Source organism: Sphingobacterium sp. UBA5670 (assembly GCF_002420705.1).
In the GTDB taxonomy this organism is placed as follows: Bacteria; Bacteroidota; Bacteroidia; order Sphingobacteriales; family Sphingobacteriaceae; genus Sphingobacterium.
Genome location: NZ_DIIM01000005.1, coordinates 362,562 through 380,179, shown reverse-complemented (window position 1 = coordinate 380,179; position 17,618 = coordinate 362,562). Strand labels below are relative to the sequence as shown.

Here is a 17,618-nt window from a genome sequence, read left to right as displayed (position 1 = left end):
TGCCGAAAAGAAATAGGAATTAGGATCCACGACAAAGCCGAACATAGTAGCCGTAGACTATTAGTTTATATTAACGACTGAATATAAAAAAATGAACAAATTATTACTGGTAGAAGATGACTCTGATTTTGGTTTTATGCTCAAGCAATACCTTGAGCTATCCAAATTTGCCATAGACTGGATAGCGCAGCCTAAGGATCTTACAGAAAATTATCAGCAGCTAGCCGATTACGATCTAGTAATACTGGATGTTATGCTTCCTCAAATCAGCGGTTTTAGTCTGGCCAAAGAAATCAATGCCCTGTATCCCGCATTACCATTTATCTTTTTAACAGCTAAAGAGCAAAAAATCGACAAGCTTACGGGACTAAAAATCGGTGCAGATGATTATGTCACTAAACCTTGCGATCCTGAAGAACTATTACTTCGCATACAGAATATATTAAAACGGAATCAGAAAAGTAGCTCTCCAAAATCGATCGTCATCGGCACGTATTTATTCCATCCTGAACAGCTATTATTAAGCCACACTTCGGAACAATACAAGCTCACCGAACGTGAAACACAGCTCCTTCTATTTCTGTGGCAGCATAACGGCCAGCTCGTTACGCGTGAAGAAATTCTTGAAAAGGTATGGGGAAATGTGGATTTCTTTACGGGAAGGAGTATGGATGTCTTTATTACCCGAATCCGAAAATACCTAAGCTTGGATCCTAACCTGAGCATCAGCTCAAATAGAGGTGTCGGATTTACTGTTCAATTTTAAGGATCATCCTGCAATCTCTTCTTTCCGCTTGTTCCATAATTTCTCTGCCCAGCGACCCACAAACCAAAAAGAGACTGCAAGAATCAAAAAGAATACAGCTCTATTGATATTATCCCAGAGATACTCCACATAACGGGTGTAGATATTGAGCACTAAAAAGACAAATCCCACTTCTCGGCTCACATTATCCTTGGCTTTTAGACCGTATACAACCAGAAATACAGAGACCGCGGTGGATAAGATACCCCAGTAGAACATATGGTATTGGCGTACGGTCGTCCACTCATAGAAATCGGCATAATTTCCGAAAATGGACAATGTCCACAAGGATACCATCAGATAGATCAATCCCACAATATAACTGATCGGCTGAAAGATTTTCAGGCGATCGAACCTCGGTTGACCCCAAACGGCCAAAGCGGTTATCAGTGCCCCAAAGATGGTAAAACGAAGTGGGTAATTTATTCCCCAAAACTTAAACCCCCAATTGCTATGGTAGGCTGTCTCGGTCGCAAACCATACACCCAAAGCCAAAAGCATAAAGGTCCAAATCAGTTTACTGTCAAGCTTAACGGCAAGAAAGCCATAAATCGCCACGGAGAGTAAAAATAACAAGGAATAGTGCATCGTATCTTTATCCAATACTTTGCCCATAAATCCGATACAAGCAGCTGTTCCGAAAACCCCAATCAGCATCATGGTCTCGGTAGATAGATTTTTATAAGGATATCGTTTCTTATATCGAAAGCCCAACGTATAGAATAACACGGCTACAGCTGCAAAAAAGAAACAGAACAGGATATTGGGTGCTTCGTAGAGTGTATCTACAAATGCTAGAAATGATGCATCTGTAAACAGCGAAAAAACAGCAAATACCAAAGAAGCTAGTGCAATCCAAAAGGCATATCTCGCCAACTGTCCCCAATCAAAACTTTTCACGTCCAAACTCTCCATCAATTCGTCCGCTTTCTGTTCATCCAATAGATTTTCTTTCTTCCAAAATCGGACAATATCTTCGATCGATTGTTTCTCTTGTTTGCTGACGTCGTATTTTCGCATAAATTTAGATTTACGTTGCAAGGTACATTATTTTTTTAAATCACTTGTATATCACATTTTATTCCAAAAGTCAGATTGGCTCGCATAATTCCTTTAAAATCTGTAATTTTGCATGTTTTGCATTTTATCCCTTAACAGGGACTTTAAGGAGTTTTCATGGCAGTAAAAAAAAGCCCAGATTTGGGCGAACAAAGTGAAGTTCAGGTATTTGGAGCGCGCGCGCATAATCTAAAAAATATAGATGTTTCTTTTCCTAGAAATGAGTTGGTTGTTATCACAGGTCTGAGTGGTAGCGGAAAGTCTTCTTTGGCTTTTGACACTATTTATGCCGAGGGACAGCGTCGCTATATGGAAACATTCAGTGCCTACAGCCGTCAATTTTTGGGTGGAATGGAACGTCCGGATGTTGACAAGATATCGGGATTAAGTCCAGTGATTTCCATTGAGCAGAAAACAACAAGCAAAAATCCCCGATCTACGGTTGGAACAATTACTGAGGTCTATGACTTTATGCGTCTATTGTTTGCCCGAGCTGGAGAAGCGTTCTCTTATGTGACTGGAAAAAAAATGGAACGCATGTCGGACGATCAGGTTATCGAACGTATTTTGACTGAATTCGAGGGGCAGGCTTTAAATATTTTGGCCCCGGTGGTTAAAGGGCGTAAAGGCCACTACCGTGAATTATTTGAACAAATCCGCAAGCAAGGTTATGTGAAAGTACGCGTGGATGGAGAGATATTGGATCTTGTTCCAAAAATGCAGGTAGATCGCTACAAAATACACGATATCGAAATCGTAGTGGATCGTTTGAAAGTAGAGCGTGAAGATAAAAAGCGCCTACAGACTTCGGTTATGCAGGCGATGAAAACAGCCAAAGGTATTATAAAAGTGTCTACAAAGGATAATCAGGAGCAATTCTATAGCCGTTATCTTATGGACGCCGAATCAGGTATTTCTTATGACGAACCACAACCTAATACCTTCTCCTTTAACTCGCCATATGGCGCTTGCCCCACATGTGATGGTTTAGGCTATATTTTTGAAATTGATAAGAGTGCGGTTATTCCAGACAAAAAACTCAGTATTCAAAAAGGTGGATTAGCGCCCCTAGGGCCTACGCGCGAAAACTGGACTTCGGAAGTCTTGAAAGCTGTCGCAAAAAAATTGGATTTTACCATTACAACGCCGCTTGAAAAACTCAATGAAGAACAAATTGATCAGCTTTTATTCGGGAATAAAGAAGAGCCTATCGTTGTCACTGTATCGTATGGAAGTTATGGTACACGTGAATATCGTGTTGAATTTGAAGGTATCTTTAAGATGCTGGAAGAGTTTTCTGGAAAATCATCGGATGAAGCCCCTTCTTTGGATGATTTTAGGACGAAAGTCACCTGTCCGACCTGTGCAGGCGCTCGTTTGAAGAAAGAGTCTTTACATTTTAAAATTGCCGATAAAAACATCCATGAACTCTCTACGATGGATATTACATCCATCAAAGAATGGTTTGATCAGGTAGAAAGCAAACTTGATGAACGCCAACTTGTTATTGCAACAGAGATCTTAAAGGAAATCCGTGCACGTTTAGGCTTCTTGCTGGATGTAGGCTTAAATTACCTCACCTTGGATCGTACCGCTAAAACACTTTCCGGCGGGGAGGCGCAACGGATCCGTCTGGCGACACAGATTGGCTCGCAGCTGGTCAATGTACTTTACATTCTTGATGAGCCGAGTATCGGACTTCATCAACGTGACAATGAACGGTTGATCAATGCGCTCAAAAATCTACGTGATATTGGCAATTCGGTACTTGTTGTAGAACATGATAAAGACATGATCCTACATGCCGACCATGTTATTGATATGGGGCCTGCGGCAGGAGTTCATGGCGGCACGGTGGTTGCGGAAGGTACTCCACAAGAAATCCTCAAATCAGACTCTTTGACAGCAGCTTACCTTAACGGGACTAAAGAGGTTAAGATCCCAGAAAAACGCCGTAAGGGCAATGGAAAAACATTATCATTACATGGCGCGACCGGACATAACTTAAAGAATCTGTCGGTCTCCTTTCCTTTGGGGAAACTCATTGTCGTATCCGGTGTTTCGGGCTCGGGCAAATCCAGCTTAATCACGGGTACTTTATATCCGATTTTAAATAAACATTTTTTCAGGGCCAAAGCAACTCCTCTTCCTTTCAAAAAAATAGAGGGCTTAGAGCATATAGACAAAGTCATCGAAATTGACCAAAGTCCTATCGGACGTACACCGCGATCCAATCCATCGACCTATACTGGTGTATTTTCAGATATCAGAACCTTGTTTGTTCAATTGCCAGAGGCGAAAATCAGAGGATATAAACCTGGACGATTCTCCTTTAATGTCAAAGGCGGACGTTGTGAAACCTGCCAGGGAGCCGGATTGAAAGTCATTGAAATGAATTTCCTACCCGATGTACAGGTTCCTTGTGAAACATGCCACGGAAAACGCTACAACCGAGAAACTTTAGAGGTGCGTTATAAAGGAAAATCCATCTCTGATGTACTCGATATGAGCATCAACGATGCTGTGGGCTTCTTCGAAAACGTACCAAGTATCTACCGAAAGATCAAAACACTTCAAGATGTCGGCTTGGGCTATATTACCTTAGGTCAGTCCTCGACAACTTTATCGGGAGGTGAGGCACAGCGGGTAAAATTGGCCACGGAGCTTTCTAAAAAAGATACTGGAAATACATTTTATATCCTTGACGAACCGACTACAGGTCTTCACTTTGAAGATGTCAATGTCCTTATGGGGGTTATCAATCGTCTCGTTGACCGAGGAAATACAGTACTGATCATTGAACACAATCTTGATGTCGTTAAATCGGCAGATTGGGTCATTGATATCGGTCCAGAAGGTGGCAAAGAGGGTGGTCAAGTCCTGTTTGAGGGAACACCTGAGAACTTAATTAAAAATAACAAAAGCGAAACGGCACGTTTCTTAAAATTGGAAATGTAATATCAACGAAACAGCAGCGGCGAATTATGCTGTTTGCAGCTGCTGTTCGTAGGGTGGCTCGGTTATTGCAAAGGGAATATTTTTCCAGCTCTATCAGTTGTGTTTTTACACAGCTGTTAGACAACGCACACTGACTTTGACGTCCAATGGATAGCGGCATATTTAATGACTAAATAGGTTTATAGGTCCTTTTGGGCTGTAAACAATTCGTCGTTGCTGTCCCCATTTTCATTTGTATAAATGAACGCTTACGGACTTTTGTTTTTTAAAGAACATGTGGAATACCCAATTGATTTTCATCAGTGTTTATACGCTGTAAATATGGATATTTCGTAACTTTGTATTATATGTCGGATATTATTCAATTACTTCCAGATAATGTTGCTAATCAGATTGCGGCGGGAGAAGTGGTGCAGCGACCAGCGTCTGCTATTAAAGAATTGATTGAGAATGCTATTGATGCTGGAGCTGACAAAATAAAACTTATTGTGAAAGATGCAGGCAAGTCATTGATCCAGGTCATTGACAATGGCTGTGGCATGAGCGTAACCGATGCCCGCCTTTGTTTTGAGCGCCATGCGACATCAAAAATCCGTAAGGCTGAAGACTTATTTGCTATTCGCACCATGGGTTTCCGTGGGGAAGCGATGGCTTCCATTGCAGCTATTGCCCAGGTGGAGCTCAAAACACGCCGTATCGAAGATGAACTGGGTACAGTTGTCGAAATAGAGGGGTCAAAAGTTGTCAATCAATATCCCGAAGCTGTTGCTGCCGGGACAAATATTTTAGTCAAAAATCTTTTTTACAATATTCCTGCGCGGAGAAACTTCCTAAAGAGCAACTCCGTAGAAATGCGTCATATCATTGATGAATTTCAACGTATAGCCTTATCGAATCCGCAAATTTTCCTGACCTTACATAGTGACGGAAATGAAATCTACCATTTGCCGGCAGAAACGCTCAAACAACGTATTGTCCATATCTTTGGCAATAATTACAATCAGCGTCTCGTCCCTGTGGAAGAAGATACTTCCATCATTAAGGTGGAAGGCTTTGTAGGGAAACCCGAATTTGCAAAGAAAACTCGGGGAGAACAGTTTTTCTTTGTCAACAAACGCTTTGTACGTGATCCATACCTGCACCACGCTGTTATGAATGCTTATGAGGATATTTTGCAGGCAGAAACATTTCCTTTCTATGTCTTATTTATCGACATAGATCCTGCACGCATCGACATCAACGTACATCCCACCAAGACCGAAATTAAGTATGAAGACGATAAGGCCATTTATGCCATTATCCGCTCAGCTGTAAAAAGATCATTGGGACGATACAATATCATGCCTTCTCTTGATTTTGAACAGGAAACAAGCTTCACCAATCTGATTACAAAAAAAGCATTGGATGAAATTATCGTTCCAACAGTGACCTTTAATCCGGACTTCAATCCATTTGATACAGACAACTCGAAGTCCAGTTCGAGCTACACGCGATCAGAAAGCTATGCGGAAGGACTTAATAAGAAGACAGGTGGCATACCTAGCAATTGGGATTCTTTGTATCAAATCGTCGAAAAGGAAGAATCTGTTCAGCTGCCATTGCATGCGGAATCCGAATTGAGTAGCGATGGCCCACAAGTCATTCAAGTCGAAGATAAATCATCTTCGAAGCTCTTTTTCCAGCTGCATAACAAATATATTGTTTCTCAGATTCACTCTGGATTTATTCTGATCGATCAGCAATCGGCACATGAACGCATACTCTTCGAGCAATTTCTTGCACAGCTGGATCAACATAAGGGATTGAGTCAGCAAAGTCTATTTCCACAGACGTTGGATCTGAATGCCGCAGATAATGAGTTAATGAAGGATCTTCTGGAGGACATCAATGGCCTGGGCTTTCAAATTCGTGAATTTGGAAAAAATTCCTATATTATTGACGGAATCCCTGCGGACTTAGGGACGGGATTTGACGAAATAAAGATGATTGAGAAAATATTGGAGGATTACAAAAACAATCAGTCTGAGTATAAGCTCGCTAAGCGGGAAAATCTAGCGAAGAGCCTAGCCCGCAATGCAGCGATAAAACCCGGTACTACACTGGATAATACAGCTATGGCAGAGCTTGTAGATAGACTTTTTGCCTGTCACTCGCCCAATATCTCCATCTATGGAAACCCTGTAATTGTAACATTTACATTGCAAGAATTAGCGGAAAAATTTGGTAAAAACTAGAAGATAAAATATATGTTTCCACAATTAACACCTGTTATCAAGAATTTATTGATCATCAATATTGTATTTTATATTGGATCACAACTTTTTCCTGTAGCATATGATTATCTTGCGGTCTATTATCCAGACTCGCCTTATTTTAAAATCTGGCAAGTGATCACACATATGTTTATGCATGACAAGAACAACATTACCCATATTTTCTTCAATATGTTTTCCTTAGTCATGTTCGGCCCTATGATTGAGCAGGTACTTGGATCGAAACGTTTTTTAAATTTTTACCTGGTTTCGGGGATCGGAGCCTGGTTTCTTTATACTGCAGTAAATGGTATACAGCTTTATAATGCGACGGGTTCCTTCGCACCACTCCACGGCATAAGTGGAAGCGAACTTATTGCCATGGCAAATACCGGAAACAACGAAGCATTAACTTATCTTATTCCAATGTTGGGAGCCTCGGGAGCCATTTATGGCGTTTTATTGGCATTTGCCTACCTTTTCCCAAACATACCGCTTCAATTTTTGTTTATTCCTGTACCAGTCAAAGCGAAGTATATGATCGGTGGATTTATCCTTATCGAAATATATATGAGCTTGTCTAGACCAGGAGATTCGGTGGCTCACCTGGCTCACGTCGGTGGTGCACTATTTGGCTATCTACTGCTTAAACTGTGGAAGATTAGAAAAGGAATTTATTAATATCGTGCACAATGAATAATATCGGCTTAAAAGATTTTTGGAGACAAACCTATAAGACAGGTTCACCGGTTCCTTTGGTGATCAGTATTCAGGTATGTTTATTTGTCCTCATTTATTTTTTAGATCTGCTCTTTGAATTAAAGATTGTGCCCCAAAGTTTTTTAGAGCCTATTGTACGTCGATTGAGTTTACCGAGTAATTTCTCAAGCTTTATTGAACAGCCTTGGTCGTTGATCACATCGAATTTTGTATACGTTAAGCTGCTGACCATACTTTTTGATAGCCTTTGGCTCTATTGGGTCGGTCAGATCTTTTTCACTTTTTTAAACAAAAGGCAATTTCTATTTGTCTATATCGCATCTTGGCTGCTAGGCAGTGTGCTTTATGTTGGTTTTGGGTCACTAATTCCCACGCCTACCAGCTTACAGCTCATGGGTGGCTCTCTCCCTCTGGCAGCAGTACTAGCGGCAATTGTTACCTTGGTGCCCAAGTATGAGTTACGGTTCCTGCTTATCGGTACCGTTAAGTTAAAATTAGTCGCCATTATTTATTTTGCGATTGAATTTCTTGCTCTGACCATGACAAACCGACCTGCGGCCATTTCCTACTTTGCTGTTGTACTTTTCGGAATGGGATTCACTTATGCCCTAAAATCAGGCATGGATTGGTCCACAGTTTTTCAGAAAAAACGAAAGAAGCCTGCAAAAATGAAAGTCGTTGTAGGCAACAATATACCTACAAATCGGAAACATCGTTATGACCTGCCCAATCAGGATGAAATCGATACTATCTTAGATAAAATTTCCATTTCTGGCTACGACAGTCTAACGAACCCCGAAAAAGAAACGCTCTTTAGGGCAAGCAATAGTGGTGACAAGGTTGATGGATAGAAGGACATTTTTAAGAAGAAAACTGGGCTTTATAAGTAAAACAATGTTCCTGGCAAATATGCTTGCGATCATTGCCTTGCTGATGAGTTATTCGGCGACCTTCATTAATCCTAAATCTTTTTGGCCCATTGCATTTATGGGCTTAGGCTACCTTCCGATCCTCCTTATTAATATTGGTTTTATTTTTTATTGGCTGCTTCGTAAACGGAAAATAGCACTTTATTCGCTCGTAGCAATCCTCATTGGATGGCCTTTCTTAACTAAACATTGGAACATCCGCAAAGAGAACGCTCCTGTATCGTCCGAAATACGCACGCTTCGCATTATGACTTTCAATGCTCATTTGTTCAAAAAGGTAAATGATGAGAAGAAAAACTTTAAAGCCGACGTTGTCCGCATTATTGACAGCATATCTCCTGATATAATCTGCTTTCAGGAATATATTAGCAAGATCAAGGGGAAACATGTTTTTTCGGAGGAATTCAAAGATAAACTGGGCTATGATTATTTTTTCTTTGAACCCAGCTCCAAAAATGATTACGAGGCATATGGTATGGCTGTTCTTTCCCGCTTCCCGATCTATGATTCCGGCACCATAAGGGACAACGACTACGGCATCAATCGGATCAGTTACGTAGATATCAAAAAACAGGATACACTGATTCGGATATACAATATACATTTACGTTCGTTTGCGCTTCAAAATGAGGACAAAGAGTTTATCCAGAATCTATCCAATAAAAACGAATCCGATAATTCAACCACCCGCAGGTTGAGCCGAAAACTCAAGAATGCTTTCGAGCTACGTAGCGAACAGGCACATTCATTAAAGAAGCACATGAATGAATGTCAATATCCTTATATTGCTGTAGGCGATTTCAACGACACCCCAATGAGCTACTCGGTCAATTTAATTGGAGACGGTCTGTACAATGCCTTTAAGGAGAAAGGTAATGGCTGGGGAGTGACCCATCATGCACTCCTGCCGATCTTTCAGATCGACTACATTTTTGCAAGCCAGAAATTCCAGATAATGAATTATCAGATTGTCAAACAGAAATTATCTGATCACTATCCCGTATGGTCGGACCTTAGACTTAAACCTTAGGCATCTGATACCCCAATGTTTTAAGGCCAATTTCAATAAATTTATCTCGGCGATTCTTGATTTTATAGTACGCTTCACGGCCAAAATAATACCGACCAACCAGGGCTTCGATATCAGACTGAATCAAATCATGCAGGTTTTTCGCTTCATTGGCTGTTACATGAATCGCCTTTTGTCGATTGAGGTATGAGATGAATAGATCAAACTCCGCAGCTGGCAGATGGTAGCCACTGATAAAATTCTCAATAGAATAGGCAGGCAAATGCTTTGTAAACCGATCATACACGAACTCTTCGATCGCATTGGAATGAAAAATCTCGCGGTATTTAGCACTGGTTTCATTGGTATCAATCGGGATAGTTACGTCTGGAAGAATACCCCCACCCCCAAAAACAAGTTTTCCTTTGCTGGTTGTAAACATCTCTTTTTGGCTAAATTCGGTATCCAGTGTCCATAGATCGAAACCTGTCATGTATTTTGCCGCATCAAAATTGGCGCGTGTATATTTTCGCTGAATGCATCTCCCAAGAGGCGTATAATAGCGAGCTACAGTCAGATTAATGGCCGATCCGTCTGAAAAGTCAAATTGTTCCTGCACTAGACCTTTGCCATAAGACCTTCGGCCGACAATCGTTGCCCGGTCCAGATCCTGAAGCGCACCACTCAAAATTTCGCTTGCTGAGGCTGTACTTTCGTTGATCAGCACAATGACACGGCCATCGCCAAAATCGCCAGTTTTCTCGGAATAGAAATCCTGACGAGGTTCATTGGCACCTTCGGTATACATCAATAGTCTTTTTTCTTTGAAAAATTGACCTGCCAGATCAATCGCTGTATGGACAAATCCGCCACCATTATTGCGTAGATCCAAAATAAGATCTTGAGCACCGCTTTTTCGTAAATCAATGAGTGACTGTCTGAATTCGTCGGCAGTTTTATGTCCAAACCTTCGAATCTTCACATAAGCTGTCTTTGGAGCGATCATATAGGATGCATCTAAGCTCGATACATTTACCTGATCGCGAATAACTTTAATTGGATTGCTCAATACCTCCCCATTGCGTTGAATGGAAATCAATACTGCCGTCCCTTTCTTGCCACGGATAAGTTTTTCTATTTCGGATTCAGTCACCTTTCTTCCAATAAGATCTTTATTTCCGATCTTTAAAATGCGGTCACCAATACGCATACCTGCTTTTTCTGCAGGACCAGCAGCCACCATCCCAACAACAAGCAGCGTATCCTTCAGACGAAAATATTCGACTCCGATACCGTCGAATGTTCCTTCAAGAGTTTCCTGCTTTGCTAGGACTTGATTTGGTCTCAAAAAGGTAGAAAAAGGATCGAGGCGGGAAACAACATGTTCAATGGCTTCATCCTGAACCGTGTCTATACTGACGTTGTCGACATAATTCTCAGCAATTAATTGAATGAGATATTGCAGTTTATCTGAATTGCCATTGGAGCGTAAACTTGAAAAGGTTGTTTTCTGGTTATTTCCTTGTTCCTCGGCATAATTTTGTCCCAACAGCAAGCCAAGAAACAGTACTGCAGCATATGTAGCGGCTACAAAGATATTTCGTTTAATACTTTTCTGCATGGGAAATCTTCATGAATTATCGAAGAAGAGACAAACTGTTCAACATTAATTACTTGATCAAAAATAATAAGTTTATTCGGTTAAACGAGTATTTGAGCGCATATTTTTACATTTAAAAACAAAAAGCTCCCCGATCTTGTTTTGAACTGAGTACCGCCTAGCCATCGCACTAGAAAGCTGGTAGGATTATGAAAAAGTGAATTTAACCTCATAACGATGATCACTATAATTTAACTTGCAAATGCGCGTAAATTTATCTTAGTTTGAATTGAAAAAGATTCCACTGTATGCACGAGATCGAACCTTATTACAATTGGCGGGACTACTACATTGCCGCTGAAGATGAACAATCCCCATTTTATGGCACCGTCTATAGCGAATTCGATTTTGATAAACAGATTTATAATTTCCTATTGCACCCACAATGGGATGAATTCGGCTCACTGACCTTATACCTAAAAATACTATTTGTGGACTACGAGAAACAGTACTGCATTATCGAACTCATTGGTGAATGGAATGATGCGATCTACAATGATATTATGTTGCTCAAGCGAGAAATTATTGATGTAATGATCAGTCAGGGCATCAAGTATTTTATGCTGATTGGAGAGAATGTACTCAATTTTCATGCTTCAGATGATTCTTACTATGAGGAATGGTTTCAGGATATCGATGACGGCTGGATAGCAGGCATTGGTTTCCGGGAGCATGTCATTGAAGAATTTCAGCAGCAGAATATAGACTATTACATTAATTTTGGTGGCGCACTGAACAAGCTTCCCTGGCGGACATTAAAACCGAAACAGGTTTTCCACCATGTGAATGAATCCTTGACAAAACGTCTTGGTTTTTAAGAGCTGATTATTGTTTTTTATTCTAATCCATATTCTTTAATCCTTGCTCTTTACTGTATTATCCTGTAACTTTGTAATTGATGTATTATGTGCTAAGCACATATACTCTTAATTTTTACGTTTTACTTATACTTACATACTATGTCATTCAGAATTGAAAAAGACACGATGGGTGAAGTTCAAGTCCCTGCAGACAAATACTGGGGTGCACAGACAGAGCGTTCACGCAACAACTTTAAAATCGGACCAGCAGCTTCGATGCCACACGAAATCGTCGCAGGCTTTGCGTATTTAAAAAAAGCGGCTGCTTATGCTAACCACGAGTTGGGGGTATTACCTGTAGAGAAACGTGATGCGATTGCTACCGTATGTGATGAGATCTTGGCGGGCAAATTGGATGACCAATTCCCACTGGTTATCTGGCAAACGGGTTCAGGTACACAATCCAACATGAATGTGAATGAGGTTGTCGCAAACCGTGCACAAGTATTGGCTGGACATAAAATTGGTGAGGGTGAACCTGTGTTAAAAGCAAATGATGATGTAAACAAATCGCAATCATCAAATGATACGTTCCCTACAGGAATGCATATCGCAGCTTATAAAGCTGTTGCAGAAGTTACAATTCCAGGTGTAGAAAAACTGCGTGACACATTAGCTAAAAAAGCTGAAGAGTTTAAAAACGTCGTAAAAATTGGCCGTACACACTTAATGGATGCTACTCCGTTGACTTTAGGTCAAGAGATCTCAGGTTATGTCGCTCAATTGAACCATGGTTTAAAAGCATTGAGAAACACACTTTCGCATTTATCAGAACTTGCTTTAGGCGGTACAGCCGTAGGTACGGGATTAAATACGCCAAACGGTTATGACGTTGTGGTTGCTAAATATATCGCTGAATTTACAGGCCTTCCTTTTGTAACTGCTGAAAATAAATTTGAGGCATTGGCAGCTCACGACGCAATCGTTGAAACACACGGTGCATTAAAGCAATTGGCTGTTTCATTAAATAAAATTGCAAACGATATCCGTATGTTGGCTTCTGGCCCACGTTCAGGTATCGGTGAAATCTTGATCCCTGAGAACGAACCAGGATCATCAATTATGCCAGGTAAAGTTAATCCAACGCAATGTGAAGCGTTAACGATGGTTGCAGCGCAAGTGATGGGTAATGATGTGGCTATTACGATTGGTGGAACGCAGGGCCACTATGAACTAAACGTGTTCAAACCTTTGATGGCAGCAAACTTCTTGCAATCGGCTCGCCTATTGGGTGATGCTTGTGTTTCATTTGAAGAGCACTGTGCAGCTGGTATTGAGCCTAACTACAAACGCATCAAAGAATTGGTTGACAACTCATTGATGTTGGTAACGGCACTAAACACGAAAATTGGTTACTATAAATCTGCAGAAATCGCTCAAACAGCACATAAAAATGGGACTACGCTTAAGGAAGAAGCGGTCCGCTTAGGTTATGTAACTCCTGAAGATTTCGATGCCTGGGTGAAACCGGAGGATATGGTTGGAAGTTTAAAATAGGCTGTGACTATTATTTCAAAAAAAAATACACGAACAAAAACATACCTATTGGCACTTGCCATAGGTATGTTTTTCTTTTTTACCGCCTGCAAATTCAATTCGGATATGCAGAGCGAAGGTGCCCCCTTTTTACAGGGCGAATGGGTCCAGGACAGTATTCCGGGGCAGCAACAAATGATGCAATACACCTTGACTGATTTCAAGTTCACTTGTGATTCTGTTTACGCGACCATGCACGTCAACAATAAAGTACAAACCATACCGGATAGCTGTTACAAAAACGGCTCCTGGACAGAACATGCAAAGGGTATTTATGTTTTGCGCGGAGATTCCGTCATCGTCGATGGTATTTATACCAAGGAGAATGGCAAGCAGAAGATTTCAGGCTGCTATCTTTCCGGTCAATATATCCCCCGCTTTAAAGTTGTTTACCATGCCGCTGATTCGGTCGTATTGGAAAGCAGATTAGATCAACGTCAGATCATCTTAAGAAAGACTAAAAATATTACTTGTGTCCCTCAAAAAAGGTATCAATAATTTTTAGTACAATCTATTTATTATCTTCGTACCATTATCGTACAACCTCAACCTTAAAATACAATGAACAAAGGAATTATCGCTTTGGCATTTGGCGGACTTGCCATCGGAATGACCGAATTCACGATGATGGGTATCCTGCCTGATATTGCCAAAGATCTTCATATCGAAATCCCTACCGCGGCCCACCTGATTGCGCTCTATGCACTAGGTGTTGTTGTTGGTGCCCCAACATTAGTGCTATTTACGGGAAAATATCCCCCGAAGAAGGTACTGCTCTTTTTAATGCTGCTCTTTTTTATCTTCAACGGCCTATTCAGTATTGCTCCAGGACAGTTTTTAATCAGTCTTTCTCGCTTTATGGCTGGACTTCCACATGGTGCATTTTTCGGTGTTGGATCTGTTGTTGCAGCTCGATTGGCTCCAAAAGGAAAGGAAGCGCAGGCTATTTCCATCATGTTTACGGGAATGACGATTGCCAATTTAGCCGGAGTACCATTGGGCACATACCTCGGTCATCATTATTCCTGGCGTTTGACATACGGTATCATCAGTATATTGGGATTAATTACTTTTGCAGCAATTTATGCTTGGATGCCCAAAATTGAAGCCGCCAAAGGGAATAATATCTTTAGCCAGCTAAACTTCTTCAATAAAAAAATTGCCTGGTTATTAATGGCTATTATCGCCATTGGTACTGGTGGACTTTTCGCCTGGATCAGTTATATCGCACCATTAGTGACCAATGTATCGGGTATCGCCCCTGATCGCGTACCGCTAATTATGATCCTGATTGGTATTGGTATGTTTTTTGGAAATCTTATTGGCGGAAAATTGGCTGACACGATTTCACCGACCAAAGCAGCTATTGCGAGTTTTTCAGCAATGGCGCTATGCCTTGTGATGGTCTACTTTATATCGCCACTAGGCTGGACAGCTTACCCTTTGGCCTTTATTACGGGACTGGTATCTTTCACTATTGGTTCACCGACACAACTGATGTTGATCCGCGCTTCAAAAGAAGCTGCAACATTGGCTGCGGCAGGTGGTCAGGCAGCCTTTAACCTCGGGAATACCTTAGGTGCATTTCTCGGCGGAATTCCAATAACATGGGGGTTAGCTTACAATACACCTTCGCTCGTTGGCGTGGGCATGGCAAGCATTGGTGCACTCCTCACCCTACTATACTTAAGAGTCTACGACAATAAAAGTCATTAAAAATAGAATACCCCAATGGCGCGAACCAGTTATATCAGTGTACTACGTATTGTTGCGATACTGCTCGTTATCTTGATCCATTCCTCTTCGGGTTATCTGAACAGCAATGAATTTCAGTCATTCGACTGGAATTACGCCAATTGGCTCAACAGCTTTTCACGCTTTGCAGTGCCTCTGTTTGTCATTATTTCAGGTGCTCTACTGCTACAGAAAGACGAAAGCACGGGACAGTTTTATCGAAAACGTCTGTTAAAAATTGTCCCGCCCTTTCTTTTTTGGACGATCGTCTATCTTCTTTATTATTTTATTCGGTACATCGATTTTGACTATATTGGTTTTCCACAAGTTATTAACATTGTGTTAATTCGCTTAAAGTCAGGAACGAATGCACACCTATGGTATCTATATATGATACTTGGGCTCTACCTTGCGGTTCCTTTCATACGCAAAATTGTGGGCAACTGCAGTAAGAGAGAGCTTGAGATCTTCTTAGGATTGTGGTTTGCAGCATTATTTTTTACAAATAAATGGTTTAATAGTTACCTGCCTAATTTTGACCTGACCTTTTTTTCGGGGTATATGGGTTATCTGGTTTTAGGCTATTACTTGCGCAACTATCCCATCCAGATGGGAAAATTACCGTGTTCTACATTTTTCCTGATCTGCTGTTTAATTACGGCTTCGGGGACTTATTATTTAAGTAGCTCTCGAGGGGAATTTGATCCGACACTTTACAATTACCTTTCGCCCAACATCGCATTGAGTGCAGGCTTTTTATTCATTTTCGTTCAAGGTCTTAAACTCCCAGAACATCTCAACGCATTCTGGGAATTTATCGACATCCACAGCTTTGGCATTTATCTATGCCATATTTTGCTGCTGAATTATATCCATCCCTTGCTTCCCTTATCCACTTTGTGGAAAATACCGGCTGCAACGGTGCTCACTCTACTGGCAAGTGCTGTGCTTACCTATTTGTTACGAAAAATTCCGTGGGGTAAATATGTCAGCGGCTAATTGAACGAGCAGGGTCTTGTTTTATTTATAATTTCTCTCCTTCAACCTTATTATACACATAGAGATGTGCATTCGGTCCTTCGATCTGATGACCTTCCTGATCCAGTCCGATCAATTTATTTTCGCCCACTTTCAGTTTCATATTTGTTTCCTTTCCTGTGAGATGAACAACGGATCCATTGTCGTGCCACATGACTTTACCACTGTCTTCGATTTTAGTGTTTTTATTAATGTATTCACTGATAATAGCGAAAGTATTGTCATTTTTTAAGGTAATATTTGTTTTGATCCCTTCACAATCTGCACAGGGAATGGTAGCTTCATAAGTACCGGCCCAATCCAGTGAATTCTGCGATGTATGGGCCGTGTCCACTGCCGCTGTCTCGTGTGCAGAAGAATCTGTGGCCGTATGTTGACTATTTTTTGAAGTTTGATTACATGCGCTTAGCGAAATCGCTGCTAAGCAAGAAAATAATACGGATAGTTTCATATCTGTTGTTTTTTTGATGTTAAACCTCCTATAGCAAGCAATTTCAGCGCCAATAAATGTCAGTTGCTAGAACTTGTCTTATGGAGGGAAATAAAAAAGGCTTCCCAAGGAAGCCTTTCTATCGTAGAGAACTGTATGCTTACAGTTCAAATAATCTATTCGCTACCGCTTGTGCGATAGAGCATGAAATCTTATTCAGATTAGAATGGTAGATCGTCATCATCTGATGAACCCGCCAAATCTACAGGAGCAGGCATATCTGCGTAACCTGGAGAAGATGGTGCCGGAGCAGCATTACCCAATTTTGTTACACGCCATGCGACCAATGAATTGAAATAAGTTGTTACGCCATCTTTATTAGTCCAAGGACGACCACGAAGATTAAAAGATACTTCTACCTCTTCACCAATTGCTAAGTTATCAAAAATTGAAGTTCTGTCTTGTGTTGCTTCAAAACGGATATATTCAACAAATTGTGGGTTTTCGGCATAAGCTACAATCATATCGCGTTTTTTGAATGATTCTGTCACTTGTTGTGTCGCTCCTATCTCGTGTACTTTTCCTCTAATTTCCATAATCAAAAAAATAAATATTAAAGCGTAAAATT

General features: G+C 40.9%; 15 protein-coding genes. 11 read left to right on the top strand and 4 right to left on the bottom strand.

Annotated features, from left to right (window positions below; translation table 11 throughout):
- The first annotated feature begins 91 nt into the window (after positions 1 to 91).
- On the top strand, positions 92 to 766 hold the full coding sequence (locus tag B3C94_RS07090) for a response regulator transcription factor (RefSeq protein WP_293901117.1): 675 nt from the start codon (positions 92 to 94) through the stop codon (positions 764 to 766).
- Between the two features lie 3 nt (positions 767 to 769).
- On the opposite strand, the gene B3C94_RS07085 is transcribed toward B3C94_RS07090, so the two are convergent.
- The gene (locus B3C94_RS07085; protein WP_293901114.1) at positions 770 to 1,825 is read right to left on the bottom strand and encodes a DUF2157 domain-containing protein; all 1,056 of its coding nucleotides are present in this window, start codon (positions 1,823 to 1,825) and stop codon (positions 770 to 772) included.
- Positions 1,826 to 1,981: 156 nt separating this feature from the next.
- Between B3C94_RS07085 and uvrA the strand changes: the two genes are divergently transcribed.
- The 5 genes from uvrA (at position 1,982) to B3C94_RS07060 (ending at position 9,753) form a co-directional block, all read left to right on the top strand.
- On the top strand, positions 1,982 to 4,822 hold the full coding sequence (gene uvrA, locus B3C94_RS07080) for an excinuclease ABC subunit UvrA (RefSeq protein ID WP_293901111.1): 2,841 nt from the start codon (positions 1,982 to 1,984) through the stop codon (positions 4,820 to 4,822).
- Between the two features lie 347 nt (positions 4,823 to 5,169).
- Positions 5,170 to 7,056, top strand: a complete 1,887-nt coding sequence (mutL, locus tag B3C94_RS07075) for a DNA mismatch repair endonuclease MutL (protein ID WP_293901108.1) — start codon at positions 5,170 to 5,172, stop codon at positions 7,054 to 7,056.
- A 12-nt stretch (positions 7,057 to 7,068) separates the two neighbouring features.
- Positions 7,069 to 7,755, top strand: coding sequence for a rhomboid family intramembrane serine protease (locus tag B3C94_RS07070; protein WP_293901106.1), 687 nt, complete (start codon positions 7,069 to 7,071; stop codon positions 7,753 to 7,755).
- Between the two features lie 11 nt (positions 7,756 to 7,766).
- The gene (locus tag B3C94_RS07065) at positions 7,767 to 8,645 is read left to right on the top strand and encodes a rhomboid family intramembrane serine protease (RefSeq protein WP_293901103.1); all 879 of its coding nucleotides are present in this window, start codon (positions 7,767 to 7,769) and stop codon (positions 8,643 to 8,645) included.
- A gap of 43 nt (positions 8,646 to 8,688) precedes the next feature.
- Entirely contained in the window at positions 8,689 to 9,753 is a 1,065-nt protein-coding gene (locus B3C94_RS07060; RefSeq protein ID WP_293901100.1) for an endonuclease/exonuclease/phosphatase family protein, read from the top strand.
- Here the strand turns inward: B3C94_RS07060 and B3C94_RS07055 are convergent.
- A complete protein-coding gene (locus B3C94_RS07055; RefSeq protein ID WP_293901097.1) occupies positions 9,743 to 11,353 on the bottom strand; it encodes a S41 family peptidase in 1,611 nt (536 codons plus the stop codon). The two genes, B3C94_RS07060 and B3C94_RS07055, sit on opposite strands and share 11 nt — an antisense overlap.
- A gap of 287 nt (positions 11,354 to 11,640) precedes the next feature.
- Between B3C94_RS07055 and B3C94_RS07050 the strand changes: the two genes are divergently transcribed.
- The 5 genes from B3C94_RS07050 to B3C94_RS07030 all read left to right on the top strand — a co-directional run bounded on the left by B3C94_RS07050 (position 11,641) and on the right by B3C94_RS07030 (position 16,521).
- Positions 11,641 to 12,210 (top strand): hypothetical protein, encoded by a 570-nt coding sequence (locus B3C94_RS07050; RefSeq protein ID WP_293901094.1) that lies wholly within the window; start codon positions 11,641 to 11,643, stop codon positions 12,208 to 12,210.
- A 141-nt stretch (positions 12,211 to 12,351) separates the two neighbouring features.
- Positions 12,352 to 13,749: a class II fumarate hydratase gene (gene fumC, locus B3C94_RS07045; RefSeq protein ID WP_075994412.1), complete on the top strand. Its 1,398-nt coding sequence runs from the start codon at positions 12,352 to 12,354 to the stop codon at positions 13,747 to 13,749.
- Between the two features lie 3 nt (positions 13,750 to 13,752).
- The gene (locus B3C94_RS07040) at positions 13,753 to 14,286 is read left to right on the top strand and encodes a fumarate hydratase (protein ID WP_293901089.1); all 534 of its coding nucleotides are present in this window, start codon (positions 13,753 to 13,755) and stop codon (positions 14,284 to 14,286) included.
- 63 nt (positions 14,287 to 14,349) lie between these two features.
- Entirely contained in the window at positions 14,350 to 15,504 is a 1,155-nt protein-coding gene (locus tag B3C94_RS07035; protein ID WP_293901087.1) for an MFS transporter, read from the top strand.
- A 15-nt stretch (positions 15,505 to 15,519) separates the two neighbouring features.
- Complete coding sequence (locus tag B3C94_RS07030; RefSeq protein WP_293901084.1) at positions 15,520 to 16,521, top strand: acyltransferase; 1,002 nt, start codon at positions 15,520 to 15,522, stop codon at positions 16,519 to 16,521.
- Between the two features lie 25 nt (positions 16,522 to 16,546).
- Here B3C94_RS07030 and B3C94_RS07025 read toward each other — a convergent pair whose 3' ends face one another.
- Both B3C94_RS07025 and B3C94_RS07020 read right to left on the bottom strand, forming a co-directional pair.
- Entirely contained in the window at positions 16,547 to 17,011 is a 465-nt protein-coding gene (locus tag B3C94_RS07025; protein ID WP_293901081.1) for a copper resistance protein NlpE, read from the bottom strand.
- 200 nt (positions 17,012 to 17,211) lie between these two features.
- The gene (locus tag B3C94_RS07020) at positions 17,212 to 17,586 is read right to left on the bottom strand and encodes a DUF3127 domain-containing protein (RefSeq protein ID WP_070570272.1); all 375 of its coding nucleotides are present in this window, start codon (positions 17,584 to 17,586) and stop codon (positions 17,212 to 17,214) included.
- Between the last annotated feature and the right edge of the window lie 32 nt (positions 17,587 to 17,618).